The 17,660-nt window shown below is 62.3% G+C and carries 18 protein-coding genes; 9 read left to right on the top strand and 9 right to left on the bottom strand.

The window, feature by feature from the left end; genetic code table 11:
• Positions 1–1,293: ATP-binding protein (locus JWQ61_RS19090; protein ID WP_304361887.1), on the top strand; the 1,293-nt coding region annotated here is incomplete at its 5' end.
• Positions 1,294–1,320: 27 nt separating this feature from the next.
• The gene (locus tag JWQ61_RS19095; protein ID WP_304361888.1) at positions 1,321–3,870 is read left to right on the top strand and encodes a DUF4157 domain-containing protein; all 2,550 of its coding nucleotides are present in this window, start codon (positions 1,321–1,323) and stop codon (positions 3,868–3,870) included.
• 15 nt (positions 3,871–3,885) lie between these two features.
• Here the strand turns inward: JWQ61_RS19095 and JWQ61_RS19100 are convergent, their stop codons facing one another.
• Entirely contained in the window at positions 3,886–4,782 is an 897-nt protein-coding gene (locus JWQ61_RS19100) for a TauD/TfdA family dioxygenase (RefSeq protein WP_304361889.1), read from the bottom strand.
• A gap of 151 nt (positions 4,783–4,933) precedes the next feature.
• On the bottom strand, positions 4,934–5,707 hold the full coding sequence (locus JWQ61_RS19105) for a VOC family protein (RefSeq protein WP_304361890.1): 774 nt from the start codon (positions 5,705–5,707) through the stop codon (positions 4,934–4,936).
• A 248-nt stretch (positions 5,708–5,955) separates the two neighbouring features.
• On the opposite strand from JWQ61_RS19105, the gene JWQ61_RS19110 reads away from it, so the two are divergent.
• Both JWQ61_RS19110 and JWQ61_RS19115 read left to right on the top strand, forming a co-directional pair.
• A complete protein-coding gene (locus tag JWQ61_RS19110) occupies positions 5,956–6,411 on the top strand; it encodes a transposase (RefSeq protein ID WP_304361891.1) in 456 nt (151 codons plus the stop codon).
• A gap of 37 nt (positions 6,412–6,448) precedes the next feature.
• Entirely contained in the window at positions 6,449–7,078 is a 630-nt protein-coding gene (locus JWQ61_RS19115; protein WP_304361892.1) for a bifunctional 2-polyprenyl-6-hydroxyphenol methylase/3-demethylubiquinol 3-O-methyltransferase UbiG, read from the top strand.
• Between the two features lie 188 nt (positions 7,079–7,266).
• Here the strand turns inward: JWQ61_RS19115 and JWQ61_RS19120 are convergent, their stop codons facing one another.
• On the bottom strand, positions 7,267–7,875 hold the full coding sequence (locus JWQ61_RS19120; protein ID WP_183081891.1) for a TetR/AcrR family transcriptional regulator: 609 nt from the start codon (positions 7,873–7,875) through the stop codon (positions 7,267–7,269).
• Positions 7,876–7,982: 107 nt separating this feature from the next.
• Complete coding sequence (locus JWQ61_RS19125; RefSeq protein ID WP_304361893.1) at positions 7,983–8,267, bottom strand: DUF4148 domain-containing protein; 285 nt, start codon at positions 8,265–8,267, stop codon at positions 7,983–7,985.
• Between the two features lie 246 nt (positions 8,268–8,513).
• Between JWQ61_RS19125 and JWQ61_RS19130 the strand changes: the two genes are divergently transcribed.
• Positions 8,514–8,939: a GNAT family N-acetyltransferase gene (locus JWQ61_RS19130; protein WP_304361894.1), complete on the top strand. Its 426-nt coding sequence runs from the start codon at positions 8,514–8,516 to the stop codon at positions 8,937–8,939.
• A 29-nt stretch (positions 8,940–8,968) separates the two neighbouring features.
• Here JWQ61_RS19130 and JWQ61_RS19135 read toward each other — a convergent pair whose 3' ends face one another.
• The gene (locus JWQ61_RS19135; protein WP_304361903.1) at positions 8,969–9,658 is read right to left on the bottom strand and encodes an HD domain-containing protein; all 690 of its coding nucleotides are present in this window, start codon (positions 9,656–9,658) and stop codon (positions 8,969–8,971) included.
• 178 nt (positions 9,659–9,836) lie between these two features.
• Here JWQ61_RS19135 and JWQ61_RS19140 point away from each other — a divergent pair, with 178 nt between their 5' ends.
• On the top strand, positions 9,837–10,805 hold the full coding sequence (locus tag JWQ61_RS19140; RefSeq protein ID WP_304361895.1) for a GlxA family transcriptional regulator: 969 nt from the start codon (positions 9,837–9,839) through the stop codon (positions 10,803–10,805).
• Positions 10,806–10,820: 15 nt separating this feature from the next.
• On the opposite strand, the gene JWQ61_RS19145 is transcribed toward JWQ61_RS19140, so the two are convergent.
• Both JWQ61_RS19145 and JWQ61_RS19150 read right to left on the bottom strand, forming a co-directional pair.
• The gene (locus JWQ61_RS19145) at positions 10,821–12,437 is read right to left on the bottom strand and encodes a rhodanese-related sulfurtransferase (RefSeq protein WP_304361896.1); all 1,617 of its coding nucleotides are present in this window, start codon (positions 12,435–12,437) and stop codon (positions 10,821–10,823) included.
• Positions 12,434–13,042 (bottom strand): cysteine dioxygenase, encoded by a 609-nt coding sequence (locus JWQ61_RS19150; protein WP_304361897.1) that lies wholly within the window; start codon positions 13,040–13,042, stop codon positions 12,434–12,436. Before JWQ61_RS19150 ends, JWQ61_RS19145 begins: the two co-directional genes overlap by 4 nt.
• Before the next feature lie 285 nt (positions 13,043–13,327).
• Between JWQ61_RS19150 and JWQ61_RS19155 the strand changes: the two genes are divergently transcribed.
• The 3 genes from JWQ61_RS19155 to JWQ61_RS19165 are packed head-to-tail and all read left to right on the top strand — an operon-like array spanning position 13,328 to position 15,320.
• The gene (locus JWQ61_RS19155; protein WP_304361898.1) at positions 13,328–14,062 is read left to right on the top strand and encodes an energy transducer TonB; all 735 of its coding nucleotides are present in this window, start codon (positions 13,328–13,330) and stop codon (positions 14,060–14,062) included.
• Between the two features lie 27 nt (positions 14,063–14,089).
• Positions 14,090–14,893: a MotA/TolQ/ExbB proton channel family protein gene (locus JWQ61_RS19160; protein WP_304361899.1), complete on the top strand. Its 804-nt coding sequence runs from the start codon at positions 14,090–14,092 to the stop codon at positions 14,891–14,893.
• Between the two features lies 1 nt (position 14,894).
• The gene (locus tag JWQ61_RS19165; RefSeq protein WP_304361900.1) at positions 14,895–15,320 is read left to right on the top strand and encodes a biopolymer transporter ExbD; all 426 of its coding nucleotides are present in this window, start codon (positions 14,895–14,897) and stop codon (positions 15,318–15,320) included.
• 95 nt (positions 15,321–15,415) lie between these two features.
• Here JWQ61_RS19165 and JWQ61_RS19170 read toward each other — a convergent pair whose 3' ends face one another.
• Positions 15,416–16,102, bottom strand: coding sequence for a peroxiredoxin-like family protein (locus JWQ61_RS19170; protein WP_304361901.1), 687 nt, complete (start codon positions 16,100–16,102; stop codon positions 15,416–15,418).
• 26 nt (positions 16,103–16,128) lie between these two features.
• Positions 16,129–17,460, bottom strand: a complete 1,332-nt coding sequence (locus JWQ61_RS19175; RefSeq protein WP_304361902.1) for an LLM class flavin-dependent oxidoreductase — start codon at positions 17,458–17,460, stop codon at positions 16,129–16,131.
• Between the last annotated feature and the right edge of the window lie 200 nt (positions 17,461–17,660).

Raw genomic sequence — 17,660 nt, forward strand, 5'->3', positions numbered from 1 at the left:
CTGGCGACGCGCTTGCGCCTGCTATGCCGCGATGCGCTGTTGTGCAACCGGGTGCTGGTGCTGGTCCATTGCCAGTGGCTGAGCGCGCAGGACAGCGCCGACGATTTGCTGGACGAGGTCTGCAACATCTTGTTCGACAGCCAGCGCTACCTGGCCGCGCTGAACGGTCCGGCCCGGCGCCTGAGCGACCTGGCGCATCAGTACGGCGGCCATCCGGTGATCCCGGCGCTGATCAAGAGCAAAGCCCCTGATACCCAGCTGCGGCGGCGCATCTGGCAGCGCCATCTGCCGGCCTCGGGGTTTCGTCCAACGGAGCCGGAACTGGCGCAGCTGGTGAACAGCTATCTGTTTACGGAGCAGCAGATCCTGATGGCGCTGAAAGAGGCCGCCAGCCGCCGCCTGCTCAATCCCGATGCCGAGAGTGACAAGGAGTTGCTGTTCGACGCCTGCCGCGAGCAAAGCCACCGCGAGCAGCTTAGCGTCGCGCAAGAGGTGAAAAGCGCCTATCGCTTCGACGACATCATCTTGCCCGCCAAAACCAAGGGCTGGCTGCAAGAGGTTTTGCAATATGCGCAAAACCGCCACCAGGTAATCGAGAACTGGGGTTTTGATGAAAAAAACCAGAACAGCAAGAATCTCTGCGTGCTGTTTTACGGTCCGTCCGGCACCGGCAAGACCATGGCCGCCTCGATCATTGCCAATGAACTCAACCTTGGGCTCTACAAGATCGATCTCGCCAATATCGTCAGCAAATACATAGGCGAAACCGAGAAGCACTTGGCGCAGCTGTTCGACCAGGCCGAAGCGATGAATATCGTGCTGTTTTTCGACGAGGCGGAAAGCCTGTTTTCCAAACGCACCGAAACCAAGGATGCGCACGACCGCTACGCCAACCTGCAGACCGGCTACCTGCTGCAACGCATAGAGACCTATCCCGGCATCGTGATCCTGTCGACCAACCTGCTGAAAAACATGGACAAGGCGTTTACGCGGCGTTTCAAGTTCATGATCGAATACCCGTTTCCGGGCGCCGAACAACGCCTGCAGTTATGGCGCAACGCGTTTCCGGCAGCAACGCCGCTCGACGCCGGCCTGGACCTGCCTTTGCTGGCGGAAAAAGCCGCGCTCAGCGGCGGCAACATCAACAACATCGCGGTCAGCGCCGCGTTCCTGGCAGCGGCGCAGCAACAGCCGGTGACGCAGGCGCACGTGCTGCAAGCCACCGAGCGGGAGTACCACAAGCTGGGCAAGGTGTTCAGCCTGAACGATTTCAGCTGGGGCGACGATGACTAGGCAGCGCCGCCATGCCGGGGGGATGGCATGCGCAAGGTGAATGCACTGGCAGCGCCGCCAGCCAGCCAGGACAATTTGCCGGCGCCTGCCGGACCGGCCGCGCACCATGGCGGCGATGTCACCGCGATGGGCAGCTATCACTATGCAGACGCCGCAGCCGGCGCGTTGCCGGCTGGCCTGCAGGGAGGGATCACCGCATTGTCGGGCATCAGCCTGGACCATGTGCGGGTCCACTACAGTTCGTCCATGCCGGCCCAACTGAAGGCGCACGCCTATGCCCGCGGCAGCGACATCCACCTGGCGCCGGGGCAGGAACGGCGCCTGCCGCACGAAGCCTGGCACCTGGTGCAACAGGCGCAAGGCCGGGTGGCGGCCAATGCCCAGGCCAACGGAGTGGCGCTCAACGACGACCGCCGGCTGGAACAGGAAGCCGATGTCATGGGCGCACGCGCCATGCGCCACGGCCCGGCGGCGCCTGCCCCGGGTGGATATGAGGCCGCGCCTGCTGCCGGCGCCATGCCGGTAACCCAGCTGTACCGGATAGAACGCGAACCTGTCACAACGCAGGTCTATTCGGTTTCCGACGATAACTCCATGGTGACCGGAATGGCAACGCCCAATCACGAATTCTATGTGAATAACGCAACCCGGATCGGCGCCATGAACAATGCCATCTCGGCTTCGCCGTTGCTGTTTTACTCGGCCGGCACGGCCAGCCTGTTCGGGCGCGACTATTTCCGGGTTGGCTTGAGTTTTGACACCGCCAGGCTACGCGGCAGCCATCAGGACGATTTGCAGGCGCAGTACCGGAACCAGGTGCTGCCCGAGATACGCGCGTTCCGCGAAGGGCGCCGCGCCGGAAAAACCGCCGAAATAGACGCCGCCGCGGTTATGTCCGAGGGACGGATCAAACCGACTTTGATCAATCCTGCACTGGCGGCCTCGGTGCGCAAGCTTGAGCTATTCAAGAAACTCATCCTCAGCCAGCTGGCGCTGGCCTCTTACCGCGACGGTGAAACCGCGGCGATAGGCGATGCCGGCCGCATTGTCACTACGCTGGAGAGCGCACTGTATTCCGCCGACATTACCCGGGGCGCCGTCGCAGCGCGGCTGGAAGAACTGGCTCCTTATTTCAGGGAGGAAGACAATCCGGCACGATTCCCCCTCACGCCGATTCTGCGCGCCACCTTGCTTGAATTGCGGGCTGCCGTCGCAATGCTGGCGGCGGCATTGCCGGAGGATCTGCCGGTCGACCTGATGTCTTTCCACAACGCCAACTTCCAGGCCCGCCAGGTCGAAGCCGTCGACGGCCCGGACAACGTGCTCCTGTATCGCGCCTGCGACGTTGCTGCCTCCACTTTGCTGGGCAACAAGATCACCGAACAGAATGCGCAGCGCCTCAAGACTTATGTCGGGGGTGCGACTGCCTTCCACTATGCCACCAAGATCCTGCAATCGGGCGGCGACTGGGTCACCCTGGAAGGTTTCGCGGCCAGCGACCGCGAACGCGGCATCATCGGCATCGAGGACGATGATTCGGCAAAAAACATCGACGATACCTGGCAGTACATCATGTACGGCGCGCTGGCCGGCGACGGCGGCACGCCGCTGTCGGACGAAGACCGCTATTTCGCGTTGTACACAAAACTGCGCTACTACCTGAAAGGCATCACGACGCCGGGCGTCTTCGGACCGACGCAACGCGCCAAGCTGATACCGAAACCGATTGATGTCGGACGACTGGAGGCGTTGTTTCCGGTTTCGGTTGCCACGGGACTCGGCGGTTATTTTTCACGGCTGATTGCCGACACGCCGCAGGAAAAGGCGCAGGCGTTGTTTGCACAGTTGCAGGCGACCCGTTTGCTGGACCGGCACGGAAGCGTAGCCGACCGCGAGACGCTGACGGCGCAACAGGTGAGCGAGTTGTTGCCGAACCTGCCGGAAAACATCGCCGTCAAGGTTTTCCGCATCCTGCGGGAGTCGCTCAAGTCGCCGCATATCCAGATCGGCTTGAGCAGCGATCTTGCCAACGCCATAGCCTGGCGCGCCTACCTTGGCGCAGACGGCGACGAGCAACAGGCGCTGCTGAGGCAGCAAGCCGACGCCATCATGGAGCGGGGCATTGATCCGCGGGCGCAGTCGGGAGCCATGTGGAGCGACCTGGCGCAGACCGTTGCCGGCCTGCCGCCAAGGCCGGTCCCTACCGTTGCCCTGGCGCCCACGCTCACAACAGAACCTGTGACGCCGCTGGTTGAGCCGGAGCCGCCGGTGCTGGGACCGCAGGCTGAAACATCGCTGGCCGTCAGCACGCCGGTGAAAGATGAAGACAAGCCAAAAGGCAAGAAGGCGTCCACACGCCATGAACTGGTTACGATGGGCTTGAACGAACTGGACCGCCTGCGCGATCTGTGGCGCAGCCGGCAGCCACAGCCGGTAGTGGGCAGTCCGCCGGGCTATGCTGACTGGAGTGGCGCGATCCGGTCGATTCAGCTAGCCCCGGAAGACATGCCGATCGGCGCTATCCACGAAGATATGATGCAGTGGCTGAGGAATGCCGCGGAAAGATGGGGTGTATGAGCGATCGTGACGGGTTCAGGCCGGCACGTCGCCTTCGACAGTGGTACGGTACAAGGTGCGCCGCAAATGCTGCGGCGTAATGGGCGCGTAGTGCACGGTGCTGCGGTTGTCCCAGAACACCATGTCGTGCGCACGCCATTGGTGGCGGTAGACGTTTTCGGCGCGTATGGTGTGCTCATGCAGGTAGCGCAGCAGGGCGTCGCTCTCATCCTTGGGCAGGCCGACGATGTGCGAGGTGAATCCTTCGCTGACAAACAGCGCCTTGCGGCCGCTTTCCGGATGCACGCGGATGACAGGATGCTCGACTTCAGGCACTTCGTCGATCTGCTTTTGCGTCAGGTCGGCGCGCCAGGGCGACAGCTTCTGCAAGCGCCGGTAGCGATACACATAGGAATGCACGGCGCGCCGGCCTTCCAGGGTCTGCCTGACATCGGCGGGCAGGGTTTCGTAGGCCAGGAACATGTTGGCGAAGGAGGTGTCGCCCTGTTCCGCCGGCAGTTCCTGCGCATGCAGCAGCGAGCCCAGGCTAGGCTTGGGCATGTAGGACAGGTCGGAATGCCAGTCGGCGCCGGCGTCCACCAGGCCGATCGGCTTGCCATCCTCGACGACATTCGAGACGATCAGGATTTCCGGATAGCCTTGCAGGTGGAAGCGGTTCAGCACATGCACCTGCAGCGGGCCGAAGCGGCGGCTGAACGCCACGTGCTGCTGCGGCGTGATGCGCTGCTCGCGGAATACCAGCAAGCCATGCCTGACCAGGGCTGCGCGGATACGCGCCAGGTCTTGGGCGGATACCGGCAGCTGCAAGTCGAAGCCGGTGATTTCCGCGCCCAGCGGTCCTTCGATCGGGCTGATGTCAAATAGCTGGGAAGCGGCTGCGGGCGATGGCGATAATGTGCTGGCGATAGACATAGGAGGGCTCGGATAGCAGAAAGGCCTTGCCTGCCGTCACATAACAGGCCGGGCCGTCCTGAAAACAACATTACACCTGCTTAAGCATGGGCGCCGCAAATAATGGATTGTCATATCCTTATGCGTTTTGCGGCGCGTTGCCGCCGCAGCGTCAGCGGTGCGCCGAAACCAGGGCGAACATGGCGCCTTGCGGATCCAGTCCCTGCACGATCCAGCTGCCGCCGGGCACCTGGTGCGGACCCATCAGTACCTTGCCGCCGCCGTGGCTGATGCGGGCAATGGCAGCGTCGACCGATTCCACGTTGACGTAATACAGCCAGCAGGTCGCCGGCATGTCCGCGGTCTTGGTCATCATGCCGCCGACCGCCGCGCCGCCGGTGGAAAATGTCTGGTAGATGCCGAGCGGGCCCATGTCGAGCGCTTCGTCCTTGGTCCAGCCGAACAGGTCGGCATAGAAGGTAAACGCCTGTTCGCCGTCGCCGGCATGCAGTTCATGCCAGCCGACGTGGCCCGGCGTGCCGGCCGCTACCGGCGCCGGCTGCTGGTCGCTGTTGCCTTTGAACAGGATGAACGCCGCGCCATGCGGATCGGTCGCCACGGCGAAGCGGCCTACGCCGGGGATGTCGTCGGGCGGCCGGCGGATCGTGCCGCCGGCCGCAGTGACCCGCGCGGCATAGGCGTCGACGTCGCTGACGCCGATATAGCCATTCCAGCAAGGTTTCGCGCCCATGGCGCGCGCATCTTCCGGGATCGGCATGAGGCCGCCGACCATGGTCTGGCCGGCCGACAATATGGTGTAAGAGCGGTCGCCCATGCCGGCATCCTGCATGTCCCAGCCGACTACGCTTTGATAGAAGGATTCAGCGGCCTTGGCGTCGCTGGTCATGAGGTCGTACCACACGAATTTTGCTTGTTCGGCAGACATTTGGGATAGCTCCTTTGCTTGCATTTGAGAAGACCGCCGTGGCAGCAGCCGGCGCTTGAAAAGCCATTATCCACCCGATGCCGGGGAAGCGGAAGAACAGTGCTGTGCTGCGACGCAATAACCGATTGCAAATCGGGATTTTTCCTACATACGGGTGAACCCATAGTTATTAAGATTGGGCATACAGTGAACCAGCCGGCGCTGCCGGACGACTGGTTTCCTTCACCTCGAACGAATGGCGGCAATACATGATGAAACTTCAAGATGAACAATGGCAAGAGCTGGAACCCTTGTTGCTGGGGAAACAGAGCGACCCTGGCGTCAACGCAAGGAATAATCGCCTGTTTATCGACGCGGTGCTGTGGATCGCGACCCAGAATTCGGCATGGCGCGACTTGCCGCGCGAGTTCGGCAACTGGACTGCCACTTACATGCGGTTCCGGCGCTGGAACGAAAGCGATTTCTGGCGCCAGCTGAAGCAGAGCGACATCCAGGAACCCGGCCTGGCCCAGATGCTGGAACAGATCGTCCGTTACGGCGACCGGTATACCCGCCGCATCGAGCAGCGCCAGCAAAGGAAAACTTCGCGCACCGCATACAAGGCGACGCTGGCTCCGGTCAAAGCCGCAGCGGCCGCCAGGCAACCGCCGTTGTCGCCGGGCGAGTCAACCTTGCACTGGGTCCATCTGGTGGCGCCGGGCTGACTTGGATATTTCCCCGCTGTGCGCTACAGTACCGGGCATGACAATACCGCTTTCAGACCTGGAAAAAATCGCCGCTCTTACCCTGGAGCATTACAATCAGCGCGCCGACGATTTCCGTGACGGCACCCGCGATCACGACGTCAGCCAGAACATCGCGGCGCTGCTGCGCCATATCCAGGGCACGCCGCCGTTCACCATCCTTGACGTCGGCTGCGGCCCCGGGCGCGACCTGCGCACGTTCAGTAAGCTCGGCCACATCGCCATAGGCGTCGAAGGCGCCGCCCGTTTCGTCGAGATGGCGCGTGCCGACAGCGACTGCGAAGTGTGGCAGCAAGACTTTCTCCAGCTCGATTTTCCCGACAGCCGCTTCGACGGCATCTTCGCCAATGCGGCGTTGTTTCACATTCCCAGCCAGGAACTGCCGCGTGTGCTGCGCCAGTTCCATGCCACGCTGAAGCCGGGCGGCGTGCTGTTCAGCTCCAATCCGCGCGGCGGCAACGAAGAAGGCTGGAACCGCGGACGTTACGGCGCCTACCATGACCTCGATGCGTGGCGCGGTTTCATGGCCGATGCCGGCTTTGCCGAACTCGAACACTACTATCGTCCCGAGGGACTGCCGCGCGACCAGCAGCCGTGGCTGGCCAGCGTCTGGCGCAAACAGATCTGACAGGACTCAAAAGAAGATGAAGTCGTCGTTGCAGGCGGGCAGGGCCTGTCCTGTGAGCCAGACCAGGCGCCATAGGGCCAGGGCGGCCGCGAGAATGAATCCGGCAATAATCAGCATGTTTTCTCCTTTTATCGCACACTCGTGCGAAATTGGTGTAATAAAAATCGGCATCTCGCGCCGCTATGGTTTTATGCGTGGTAGTTGAAGCTGCGGTAGGTCGAGGTCAGCCGTTCATAGGCATTGCGCACCCTGTCAGGCGCCTTGGGATCGCGCAGGAAACGCGCATCGTGCATCAGGCCGACCATCAGGCTGTAGATCTCGAACGCCAGCTGTTCAGGGTCGGTGTCGGGCCGCAGGTGGCCGGCGTCCAGCGCCTGGATGATGGCGCGCCGCAAGACCCCGCGCCAGCGCAGCACATTATGCTGCAGCCGTTCGCGCATCGGCGTGTCGACATCGTCATACTCGAACGCGCCGGCGACATAGATGCAGCCGGTGACATTGCAGGTGCGCGTGATCCAGTTCATCACCAGCGCGTTAAGGCGCGGCAGGCCGCGCGCCTGCGCCATCGCCGGTTCGAACACGTCGGCGGAAAAACGGCGGTCGAATTCGTTCAGCACCGCTTCATGCAAGGCTTCGCGCGAACCGACGCGCGAAAATACGCCGCTCTTGCTGATGCCCAGCCGTTTCGCCACTTCGCCCAGCGACAAACTCTCCAGGCCCTGGGTGGCGACCATATCCAATGCCGTATCGACAATGGCCGCCAGGGTGAGCTCGCTTTTTTCGGTATGGGTATCCATGCGCTGCAGTTTAGCACTATCGTGCGAAATGTCTATATTATTTTCTTTGGCAGCGCAGGATTCCTCAAGCCGCCGGCATCTGGCGGAAACCGGCGGTCAGGCAGCAATCATGCACCTGCATAAATCGAATCGCCGGCGCCGTGTGTCGCGCTGTCCCGCAATTGCGCGGTCACCCGCTTGTGCTCAGGCATGGCCGGAACGCTGATGGCTGGATAGCTGCTGTCACTTTCCAGCAGCATGCCCTGGGCCGCGGCAACGGTTACTTCCTGCTCGACCTGCGCCCTGGTCTGAGTGGAGACAAAGGGTTGTTCGGCAGGATAGGGAGCTTCGGCAAAAACCGAAGCGGTTGCGGTGAGGGCAAGGATTGTCACTATCGTTTGTATGGTGCGCATGGTCGTTTTCCTAAAGAATGGAGGGGGCGATAACGTCGGCTGCTCGGCGGCCTGGCGCTGCGCGCCTGGTGCGGAGCAGATGTTCGCCATCGCTGACAAGCAGTGTAGGCTTGCGCGGCAGACGATCTCATGACACAAGAATGACAATTTCGTCATCCCAGCCTGGGCCGGTAAAACCGGTAATTTTCTATATTCCTGCCAATTTTCCTCACATAATGGCAAACCGGCTGATCTGGAGGAGTAACAATGGAATGGGTTTTCGAGCAGGAAAACATGGACTGGGCGGCGCTGTCCCATCTTTACAAGATAGCGCCGCTGGGCGACAAGCACCCGGACGAGCTGAAAACGGCATTTACCAACAGCCTGTACAAGTGCTTCGTGTTTGAGGGCGCAGTCCTGGCCGGCGCCGGCAGGGCGCTGGCGGACGGCATCGATTGTTCCTATATTTGCGACGTCGCGATACACCCGGATTTCCAGGGACAGGGCCTGGGCAAGGCCATCATCAGCAAATTGCGGGACCTGTCCGCCGGACACAAGAAAATCATTCTCTACGCAGTTCCAGGCAAGGAAGGCTTCTACAAGAAACTGGGATTCAAGCGCATGAGCACGGCCATGGCGATTTTCAAGAACCAGGAACGGGCGCTTGCCGCCGGCCTGGTCAACGACACTTGATTGTGCGGATACATCGACGCAAGCGGTGATTATCCGTGCCGGTGGTCCGGATGCTGGCAGTGCGCGGCGTGCGGCTTGCCGTCATTCCAAGAGGAAGCCAGGATCAGGCTGCAAAAATCGATGCGCTTGTAGCCTGGATCTTTCAGCGCCAGCACGTCGGCCTTGACGTTGCCGAAAGTGGTCTGCGGCTTGTGCATGGTGCCGTGGGCGAAGGCGTCGATGATGCCTTGCTTGAAACCGGGGCCGCGTGGATGGGCTTGCACCACTTGGCTGCGCTGCTCTTCGCTGAATTCATCGTAAGCCATGCCCAGCACATCCATTTCAACGCCGGCCGTCACCAGCGCCACCACCGGTTTCTTGTATTGCGGAATGCCAGGCGTAGTGTGCAGCGCGATCGCATCCCATACCTGTTCTATGTCGTATTCGGCGATGCCATAACCGCGCAGAAAATCGCGCGCGGCGTTGGCGCCGTCGACTTCGAAACGGTCGTGCTTGCTGCTGTAGCTGTCGACCAGTCCCATGTCATGGAACATGGCGCCGATGTACAGCAGTTCGGGATTGTAATGCAGCCCTTTGCGGGCGCCGGCCAGTGCGCCGAACAGGAATACGCGGGTGGAATGATGGAACAGCAGGTCGGATTCGGTATCGCGCACCAGCTGGGTGGCTGCACGCGCCATGGCGCTGTCGGGAATCCTGATGCCGGCGATAGTGTTGCTCATTGTAGTGTTGCTCATTACCTGCTCCTGGTAGGGGGTTGATCTGTCAAGCGACAATGCAGTCCACTGTAAATCCAGGCGGCCTCCGCTACAATGCGAGGCATGCGCTGAAGCCAGCCAAGCGTACGGTTTTTCCTGCCAGCGCCGTCCAAGGCGGGCGTAACTTGTCAGAGGCGTGTCAATGCGTACTGTTGCGATTGCGATTTTTCCGGGCGTCCAGGCGCTCGATGTGGCGGGGCCGCTGGACGTCTTCGCCGAAGCCAACGGTTTCCTTGCCGCCGGCGAGGCTTATGCGCTTGCCCTGGTGAGCGCCAGCCGCGAACCGGTGCGCGCTTCGAACGGTATGCGCTTGTTGCCGGACCGCACATTCACCGAATCCGACGGCGGCCACGGCAAATACGAAACGGCCCTGGTCGCCGGCGGCCCGTCCTTGCCGCACGACACACCGGATCAAGGCATGAGCGAGTGGCTGCTCAAGGCGGCCGCGCGCAGCCAGCGTTACGGTGCGATATGCACCGGCGCGTTCGCCTTGGGCCATGCGGGATTGCTGGATGAGCGCCATGTCACCACGCATTGGCAGAATGCATCGCATCTGGCGCAGCGTTTCCCGCGCGCCCGGGTCGAACTCGATCGGATCTACATCCGCGACGGCAACCTGGTGACTTCGGCGGGAGTAACCGCCGGCATCGACGTTTCCTTGGCGCTGGTGGCGGAAGATCACGGGCCGCGCCTGGCGCTTGCGGTGGCCAAGCGGCTGGTGGTGGTGGCGCAGCGCCGCGGCGGCCAGTCGCAGTTCAGCCCTTTTCTCAGCGCGCCGGCGGATGAAAGTTCGCCGGTAGCCAAGGTCCAGGCTTATGTCATGGAACATCTAGGGGAAAATTTCACGGTTGCAAAGCTGGCGGCGGTGGCTGGCATGAGCGCGCGCAATTTTGCCCGCGTGTTTGTCGAGGTGACGCAGCTTACGCCGCATGAATTTGTCGAGCGCGCACGGGTTGATGCGGCCCGCAACCTGCTGGAGAGCAGCGACATGGCGCTGAAGGCGATTGCCTACGATTGCGGCTTCGGCAACGCCGACCGCATGCGCATCGTGTTCAACAAGCGGCTGGGCGTGTCGCCCAGCGAATATCGCAGCAGCTTCCGGAAAATATAGCGCTTTGCCGGCGCCTCAGACCACAAAAAATCCATGGCTGCCGTCGGCCGCCAGTTGCGCGACCAGGCCGTATTCCCAGTCCAGGTAGGCCTGCATCGCTGCCACCGGGTTGTCGGTGCCTTCATACGGCCGCCGGTAGCGGTCGATGCGCGGCGAGGCCAGTACGGTCTCGCCCGATTCCAGCGGCAGCCCGGCAGCAATCCAGGCTGCCGTGCCGCCTTTGAGCACGAACACCGGCTTGTCGCTAAGCAGTTGCACATCGCCGGCTGCGTAGCTTGCCAGCAGGCTGCTGCCGCAGGTCAGCACGTAACGTTCGGCGCCGGCTGCCTGCTTTAATACTTGCGCCAGCTGCGAGCGCAAGGCGAAGCGTGCGCCGGGGATGTGCTGTTTGACGTAGTTGGCGCTGCTGGTGAAATCGAGCAGCACGGTATCTGTTCCGTCTTGCAGCCATTGCGACAGCTGCTGAGCGCTGACCGCTTCGTACGGCGGCGCCGGCGGCAAGGCTTGGGCCGGATGGCCGCTTTCGCTGAAATGCTGCGGCTGCAGGCCGTCCAGCACGTGGACTTCCCAACCCATCTGCGCCAGCCAGGAAGCCGTCATGTTGGCGCGCACGCCATCGTCGTCCGCCAGCACGATGCGGGCGCCGCGCACCGCCGCCACATGGTCGGTTTCCTGCACCAGCTGGCCGCCCGGGGCAGAACCGAAGCCGGGCAGGTGTCCACGGCTGTATTCTTCAGGGGTGCGGACGTCAAGGCGATAGGTGGTGCGGCCAGTTTCTGCTTGCCAGCGTTCCAGGACCGCCAGGTCGGCGCGTCCCACCTTGGCCCGGTCCGCTACCTGCCGGCTGGCCTTGGCGGCCTGTACATGGTGCTCGCTTCCGGGCAGATCCAGGGGGCGTTCGGCAAAGCGCTGGGTCTTGCCGTGTTCCAGCTGCTGTCCGGCCAGGGTCCAGCCTATGGTGCCGTTGCGCAGGGTGCTGACCGGATTCGGAATGCCGGCATTGATCAGCGACTGGCTGCCGATGATGCTGCGGGTGCGTCCGGCGCAATTGACGATGACCCGGGTTTCGGGGCGCGGCGCCAGCGCGCGCACGCGCAGCACCAGTTCGGCGCCGGGCACGCTGACGCTGCCGGGAATGCTCATGGTGTTGTATTCATCGTAACGGCGCGCGTCGAGCACCACCACGTCGGCGTCAGCATCCAGCAAGGTCTTGACCTCCGGTGCCGACAACGACGGCGTGTGGCGTTGCGATTCCACCAGTTCGCCGAAGGCTTTGCTCGGCGCATTGACGTCGCGGAAGATCTCGCCGCCGGCGTCGCGCCAGCCTTGCAAGCCGCCGGCCAGCAGGTGCACCGCGCTGTAGCCGAGCTGCAGCAAGCGTTGCGCGGCCGGCTGGGCCAGTCCTTCGCCATCGTCGTAGACCACGACGACAGTGTCGCGGCGCGGGATGCGGGTGTAGGCTTCCAGTTCGATGCGCCCCAGCGGCAGGTTGGCGGCGAACAGCGGATGCGCTTCGGCGAACGGCGCTTCTTCGCGCACGTCGAGCAAGGCCAGTTCCTTACGCTCCAGCAGTGCGGCACGGATCTGCTGGAACGAGAGTGTGGCGAAAGTGGTGTTTTGGGTGGTGGTCATGGTTTTTTCAATTCGCTGGAACGGTCCCAGATATTCGGCAAATGGCTGTTGGAGTAACCGGAGATGAAGGCCTTGCTGCTGCCGTCCTCGGCGTATACCGAGCGCTGCACCGCGCCGATGTTGGCGCCGTATACATGGATGCTGATCGAGACGCTGTCGGTAAAGGCGTTGCGCACCTGGTGGATGTCGCCGGCCTCGGGCGACAATGTTTCCACCGTGCCCGGCGTCAGCTTGAGCGCCGCGCCTTCGACCTGCAAGCCGCCGCCGGCGCTGCGCCGGTAGGCTTGCGCGTACTCGGCGCCGCGCAGCATGCCGATCAGGCCCCATACCGTATGGTCGTGAATCGGCGTTGTCTGTCCGGGGCCCCAGACGAAGCTGACTATCGAAAAACGCTCGGCCGAATCGGCATGCAGCAGATATTGCTGGTAACGCTCAGACTGCGGCTGGGCGTAGGCATCCGGCAGCCAGTCGTCGACCGCGATCAATTGCTGCAACAGGGCGCCGCCGTCGTGCAGGATCTGCGCTTGCGGCGGCTTGTTCTCGAGCAGGGCGGCGAATGCGGTGACAAAGTCACGCAGCCGGCCGGGATTGTGTGAGCGAGGCATGTTTCCTTTTTCGATAGACATAAGGCGTGCAGGTTAATGTCGCGCAACCTTGGATTAAACGAATTATTTACTATTTTCTTATGCGTCGATTGTACTTGGCCGCACCTGCGCCGGTGAATCGGCCGGTGCTGCGCATACAGAATATATTATGTAATTTTTTTATACTTGCATATAAAAAATAATTCTTTTATTCATATTGTTGCTGAGATTAGTATCAGTATTGTTATCTCGCACCGGCGTTTTTTTGCCGACCGCACCGGAACATCTAATCGCAAAGCATTCGCCATGAGCACTCTTACCTTACCCCATCCGAACGATGTGTTCGCGGCATCGCTGGAAACCGACCGCTCGTGGTGGAAAAAGCCTGGCGCGCTGACTTCGCTGGGCCTGCATGTGGCTGCGATTGCCGCCATATGGGGGCTGTCGCAACGCGTTTTGCCACCGCCGGCCCCGGAACGGGTGATTGAGCTGGTGCTGGCGCCCAGGCAGCTGGTGCCGCCCGAGCCTCCGCCGCCGCCCAAGCTGGAGCCGCAGAAACCGCAGCCGAAAGCCAGCAGCGCCAGGCCGTTGCCGGCGCCGGAGCCGGTGCCGCGCAGCGCGCCGGTTGCAGCGGAACAGGCGGAAATTGCAACGCCGCCTCCTGTCCCGGCCGCGCCGGTTGCAGCGGAACCGGTCAAGGCCGCCGCAGCCGAAGCGCCGCCGGCGCCGCCCAGGCCGCGCGTGATCAGCAACGAAGGCATTCCCAGCGACTACGTCAACCAGGTCTATAGCCGCATCAGCCGCCACACCAGCTACCCGCGCGCGGCGAAGATGCGCAAGGAGGAAGGACGGGTGGCTTACAAGCTGACCCTGAGCCCGCAGGGCGAACTGCTCAAATACGAAATCCAGACTTCCGGCAGCGAAACGCTGGACGACGCGGCCGTGGACGCCATCAAGGGCGCTGCGCCGTTCCCGAAACTGCCCGACCTCGGCGGCAGTTCCTACCTGCTGGCGGGCGCCATCGTTTTCAAAGTCAACTAGACACGCATCTTTTTTCAGGAGTACACCATGCATCCAACCGAACTGTCCGCCCACCTGTCGCCCTTGCAATTGTTCCTGCAGGCCGATGTCATCGTCAAGGCGATCATGCTGTTGCTGGCGCTGGCTTCAGTCGCCAGCTGGGGCGTCGCGATCGAAAAACTGTTCCGCTTCCGCAGCCTGCAGCAGCGCGCCCGCGGCTGGATCGATGCGCTGGCCGGCCAGCGTTCCCTGACCAAGCTCGGGCTGGCGCTGAAAAACCGGCCGGCCGATCCGTTTGCCCGGATTTACCGCGCCATCGTCGGCGAATGGCAGGAGAGCCACCAGCAAGGCTTGCATCAGAGCGAGGCCGAGCGCGACAGTTTGAAGGAAAGAATCAACCGCGTGGCGCAGATCGCCAGCGGCATCGAGATCGAGAAGCTGCAGCGCGGCTTGTCGGTGCTGGCTACGGTCGGTTCGGTGGGGCCGTTCGTCGGCCTGTTCGGCACGGTGTGGGGCATCATGAATGCGTTCCAGGGGATTGCCGCTTCCAACAACACCAGCTTGTCGGTGGTGGCGCCGGGGATCGCCGAGGCTCTGTTCGCGACGGCGCTGGGACTGGTGGCGGCGATTCCCGCGGTGATCGCCTATAACCGGGCGTCGGGGCAACTGAATAGCTACGCCAACCGGCTCAACACCTTGATCGGCATCACCGAGGTCCAGCTGTCGCGACAGCTGGAATCGGGAGAGCCGCTGGTCGATACAGAGGGCGGGCATGAGCATCACGGCAAGACCATCAGCCTGGAACAGCATGCGCACAAGGGCGGCGCAAAACTGGTTGCGCAGGGGGCTTGAGATGGCGGTCAAATTATCCAACAATGTAACCGGCCAACTGGGCGGGCCGGTGAGCGACATCAATGTGACGCCGCTGGTCGACGTCATGCTGGTGCTGCTGATCGTGTTCATGGTGGCGGCGCCGCTGATGGCTTCCGGCGTGAAGGTGGACTTGCCGACTTCCAATGCCAAGCCTTTGAAGGAGGAGAAGTTGCCGATTGCCGTCAGCCTGGATGGCGCCGGCAAGATTTACGTTGATAAAAATGAAGTGAGCAGCGCGTCGTTGGTGGCTGCCCTGAAGCAGGCTTCGGAGGGCGACCTGGATCGGCGCATCAACATACGCGGCGACAAAGCGCTGGCGTACGGCAAGGTGATCGAGACAATGGGTGAGATCAACGATGCAGGATACTCAAAAATTGCCTTGGTGTCGGAACCGGCAAAGCAGTAGTTAAATGGGGTCAGAGTTTTTTTTCGCGCCTTTTGCGAAAATTACTCTGACCCCATTTAACGACCTACGGAGTACATGCGCCAGCATTCAAAGACCTACGCCGCCTGCCTCTGCTTGGAAACCACTACACCGACCGCATCGAGAACCGGCCCCGCTTCAGTCCTCACCAGCCAGTCAGGCGCCACATCGATGAAACGCACCACGCGTTCCCGATCGATGACCACTACAGTCGGCATCGGCAGCTCCCATGTGCCCGTGCCCGTGACTTCCCCGATCGGCTTGCCGCCGGCGATCCCCGCTTGTTGCGAAGCCTGGTCGAAGGTGTACAGGATGCCTAGCCGGCGCGCCAGCCTGTTGTCGATGTCTGAAGCTACCAGGAAATCGAAGTCGTGGCGCAGCTTGATGTCAACCAGGCGTTCCGGAACCTGCGGACTGACGGCTACCAGCGTTGCCCCCAGTCGCTTCAGGCCCGGCGCCAGCTGGCGCTGGTAATAAGGAAGGGCGATATTGCAGGCCGGGCAGCCGGCGAAGCGGAAGAAGACCAGCACTGCCGGCCCTTGTTCCAGCAGGCTGTCCAGGGTAAGCGTGCCGGCATTGACTTCCTCCAGGCTGAACGGCGCCAGCGTGTCTCCGACTTTGGCGAAGCTTGCGCGGTCCGCTGTGTCGACCAGCAGCTGCCGCTGGTCGATATTGATCTTCAGCGCTTTCGGATCCATCGTGGCGACGCGTTCGGCGTGCAGGTCGGCCAACAGCTGGCGCAGGGATTCCTTGTGGTTCGGCATGGGATGCTCCAGTCAGGGTTGTGTGGTTACGCTGCCAGGCGGCGCGCGCTGGTGTAGCGGTTTTCCGGAACGTCCAGTCCAAGATGGCCGCGCAGGGTGTCGTGGCTGTACTCTTTGCGGTAGATGCCGCGCGCTTGCAATATCGGCACCACCAGTTCGACAAAGGCGTCCAGCTGGCGCGGCAGGGTCTCCACCAGGATAAAGCCGTCGGCGGCGGCGCCGTCGAACCAGCGCTGGATGGAGTCGGCCACGTGCTCGGCGGTGCCGACGAATTCGCGGCGCGGGCTGACGAAGCGCAAGGCGATCTGGCGCAGGCTCAGGTTTTCGTCGCGCGCCAGCTTGACGATGCGTTCAGCGGTGCTGCGGTTGCTGTCGTGGCCGAAGGCGGCGACGTCGGGGAAGGGCGCATCCAGCGGATAAGCCGTGAAGTCGTGGTCGTTGAAAGCCCGTCCCAGCATCGGCAAGGCATCTTCGATGCGGATCAGCGCCAGCGCTTCCTGGTATTTTTGTTCCGCCTCTTCCTCGGTGGCGGCGACAATGCTGCGCAGGCCTGGAAACACGCCGATGCGGTTGGCGTCGCGGCCGAAACTGACGGCGCGCGCCTTGATATCCTTGTAATAAGCCTGACTGGATTCGAACGACTCGCTGGCGGTAAAGAAGGCGTCCGCATGGCGCGCCGAAAAATTGCGTCCTTCTTCCGACGCGCCGGCCTGGAAGATCACCGGCTGCCCTTGCTGCGAACGGCTGATGTTGAGCGGCCCGCGCACGGAAAAGAAGGCGCCCTGGTGATTCAACGCGTGCAATTTACCGGGATCGAAGAACTCGCCGCCAGCCTTGTCATGGGTCAGGGCGTCGTCTTCCCAGGAATCCCACAAGCCTTGCACGGTCTGCAGGTGTTCGGCTGCGATCTTGTAGCGCACCTCGTGCGGCGGATGCTGCGGCTTGCCATAGTTGGCGGCGCTGCCCGACAGCCAGGAAGTGACCACGTTCCAGCCGGCGCGGCCGCGGCTGATATGGTCCAGCGAGGCAAACTGGCGCGCTACCGTATAGGGTTCGCTGTAGCTGACGGTCAGCGTGCCGACCAGGCCGATGCGGGAAGTCACCACCGCCAGCGCCGACAGGATGGTCAGCGGCTCGAAGCGGTTCAGGTAGTGCGGGCTGGATTTCTCGGTGATGTGCACGCTGTCGGCGACGAACAGGAAATCGAATTTCCCGGTTTCGGCCAGGCGCGCCTGGCGGGTGTAGAAATCGATGTCGATGCTGGCGCCAGGATGCGCCTCGGCATGGCGCCAGTCGCCCCAGCCGGGGCCGACGCCATGCAGCATGAAACCGAGTTTGAGTTGTCGTGGTGTGGTCATGATGCCTCGCTTAGTTGGATGGACAGACAAGAAATGCCGCTGCAGCTCAGGATCAAGGTTCAAGGCGGCGGGAAAACCCGGGTATCGGCCAGCTTGGCGGCGTCGACCCGGATCGGGAACAGCTTGGCTTCATAAAAGGTGTCGGCGATCTTTTGCAGCTGCGCGGTGATCTGCGCGTCGACCGGCACCAGTTTCGGATG

This window comes from Collimonas fungivorans, from assembly GCF_028292705.1.
In the GTDB taxonomy this organism is placed as follows: domain Bacteria; phylum Pseudomonadota; class Gammaproteobacteria; order Burkholderiales; family Burkholderiaceae_D; genus Collimonas; species Collimonas fungivorans_B.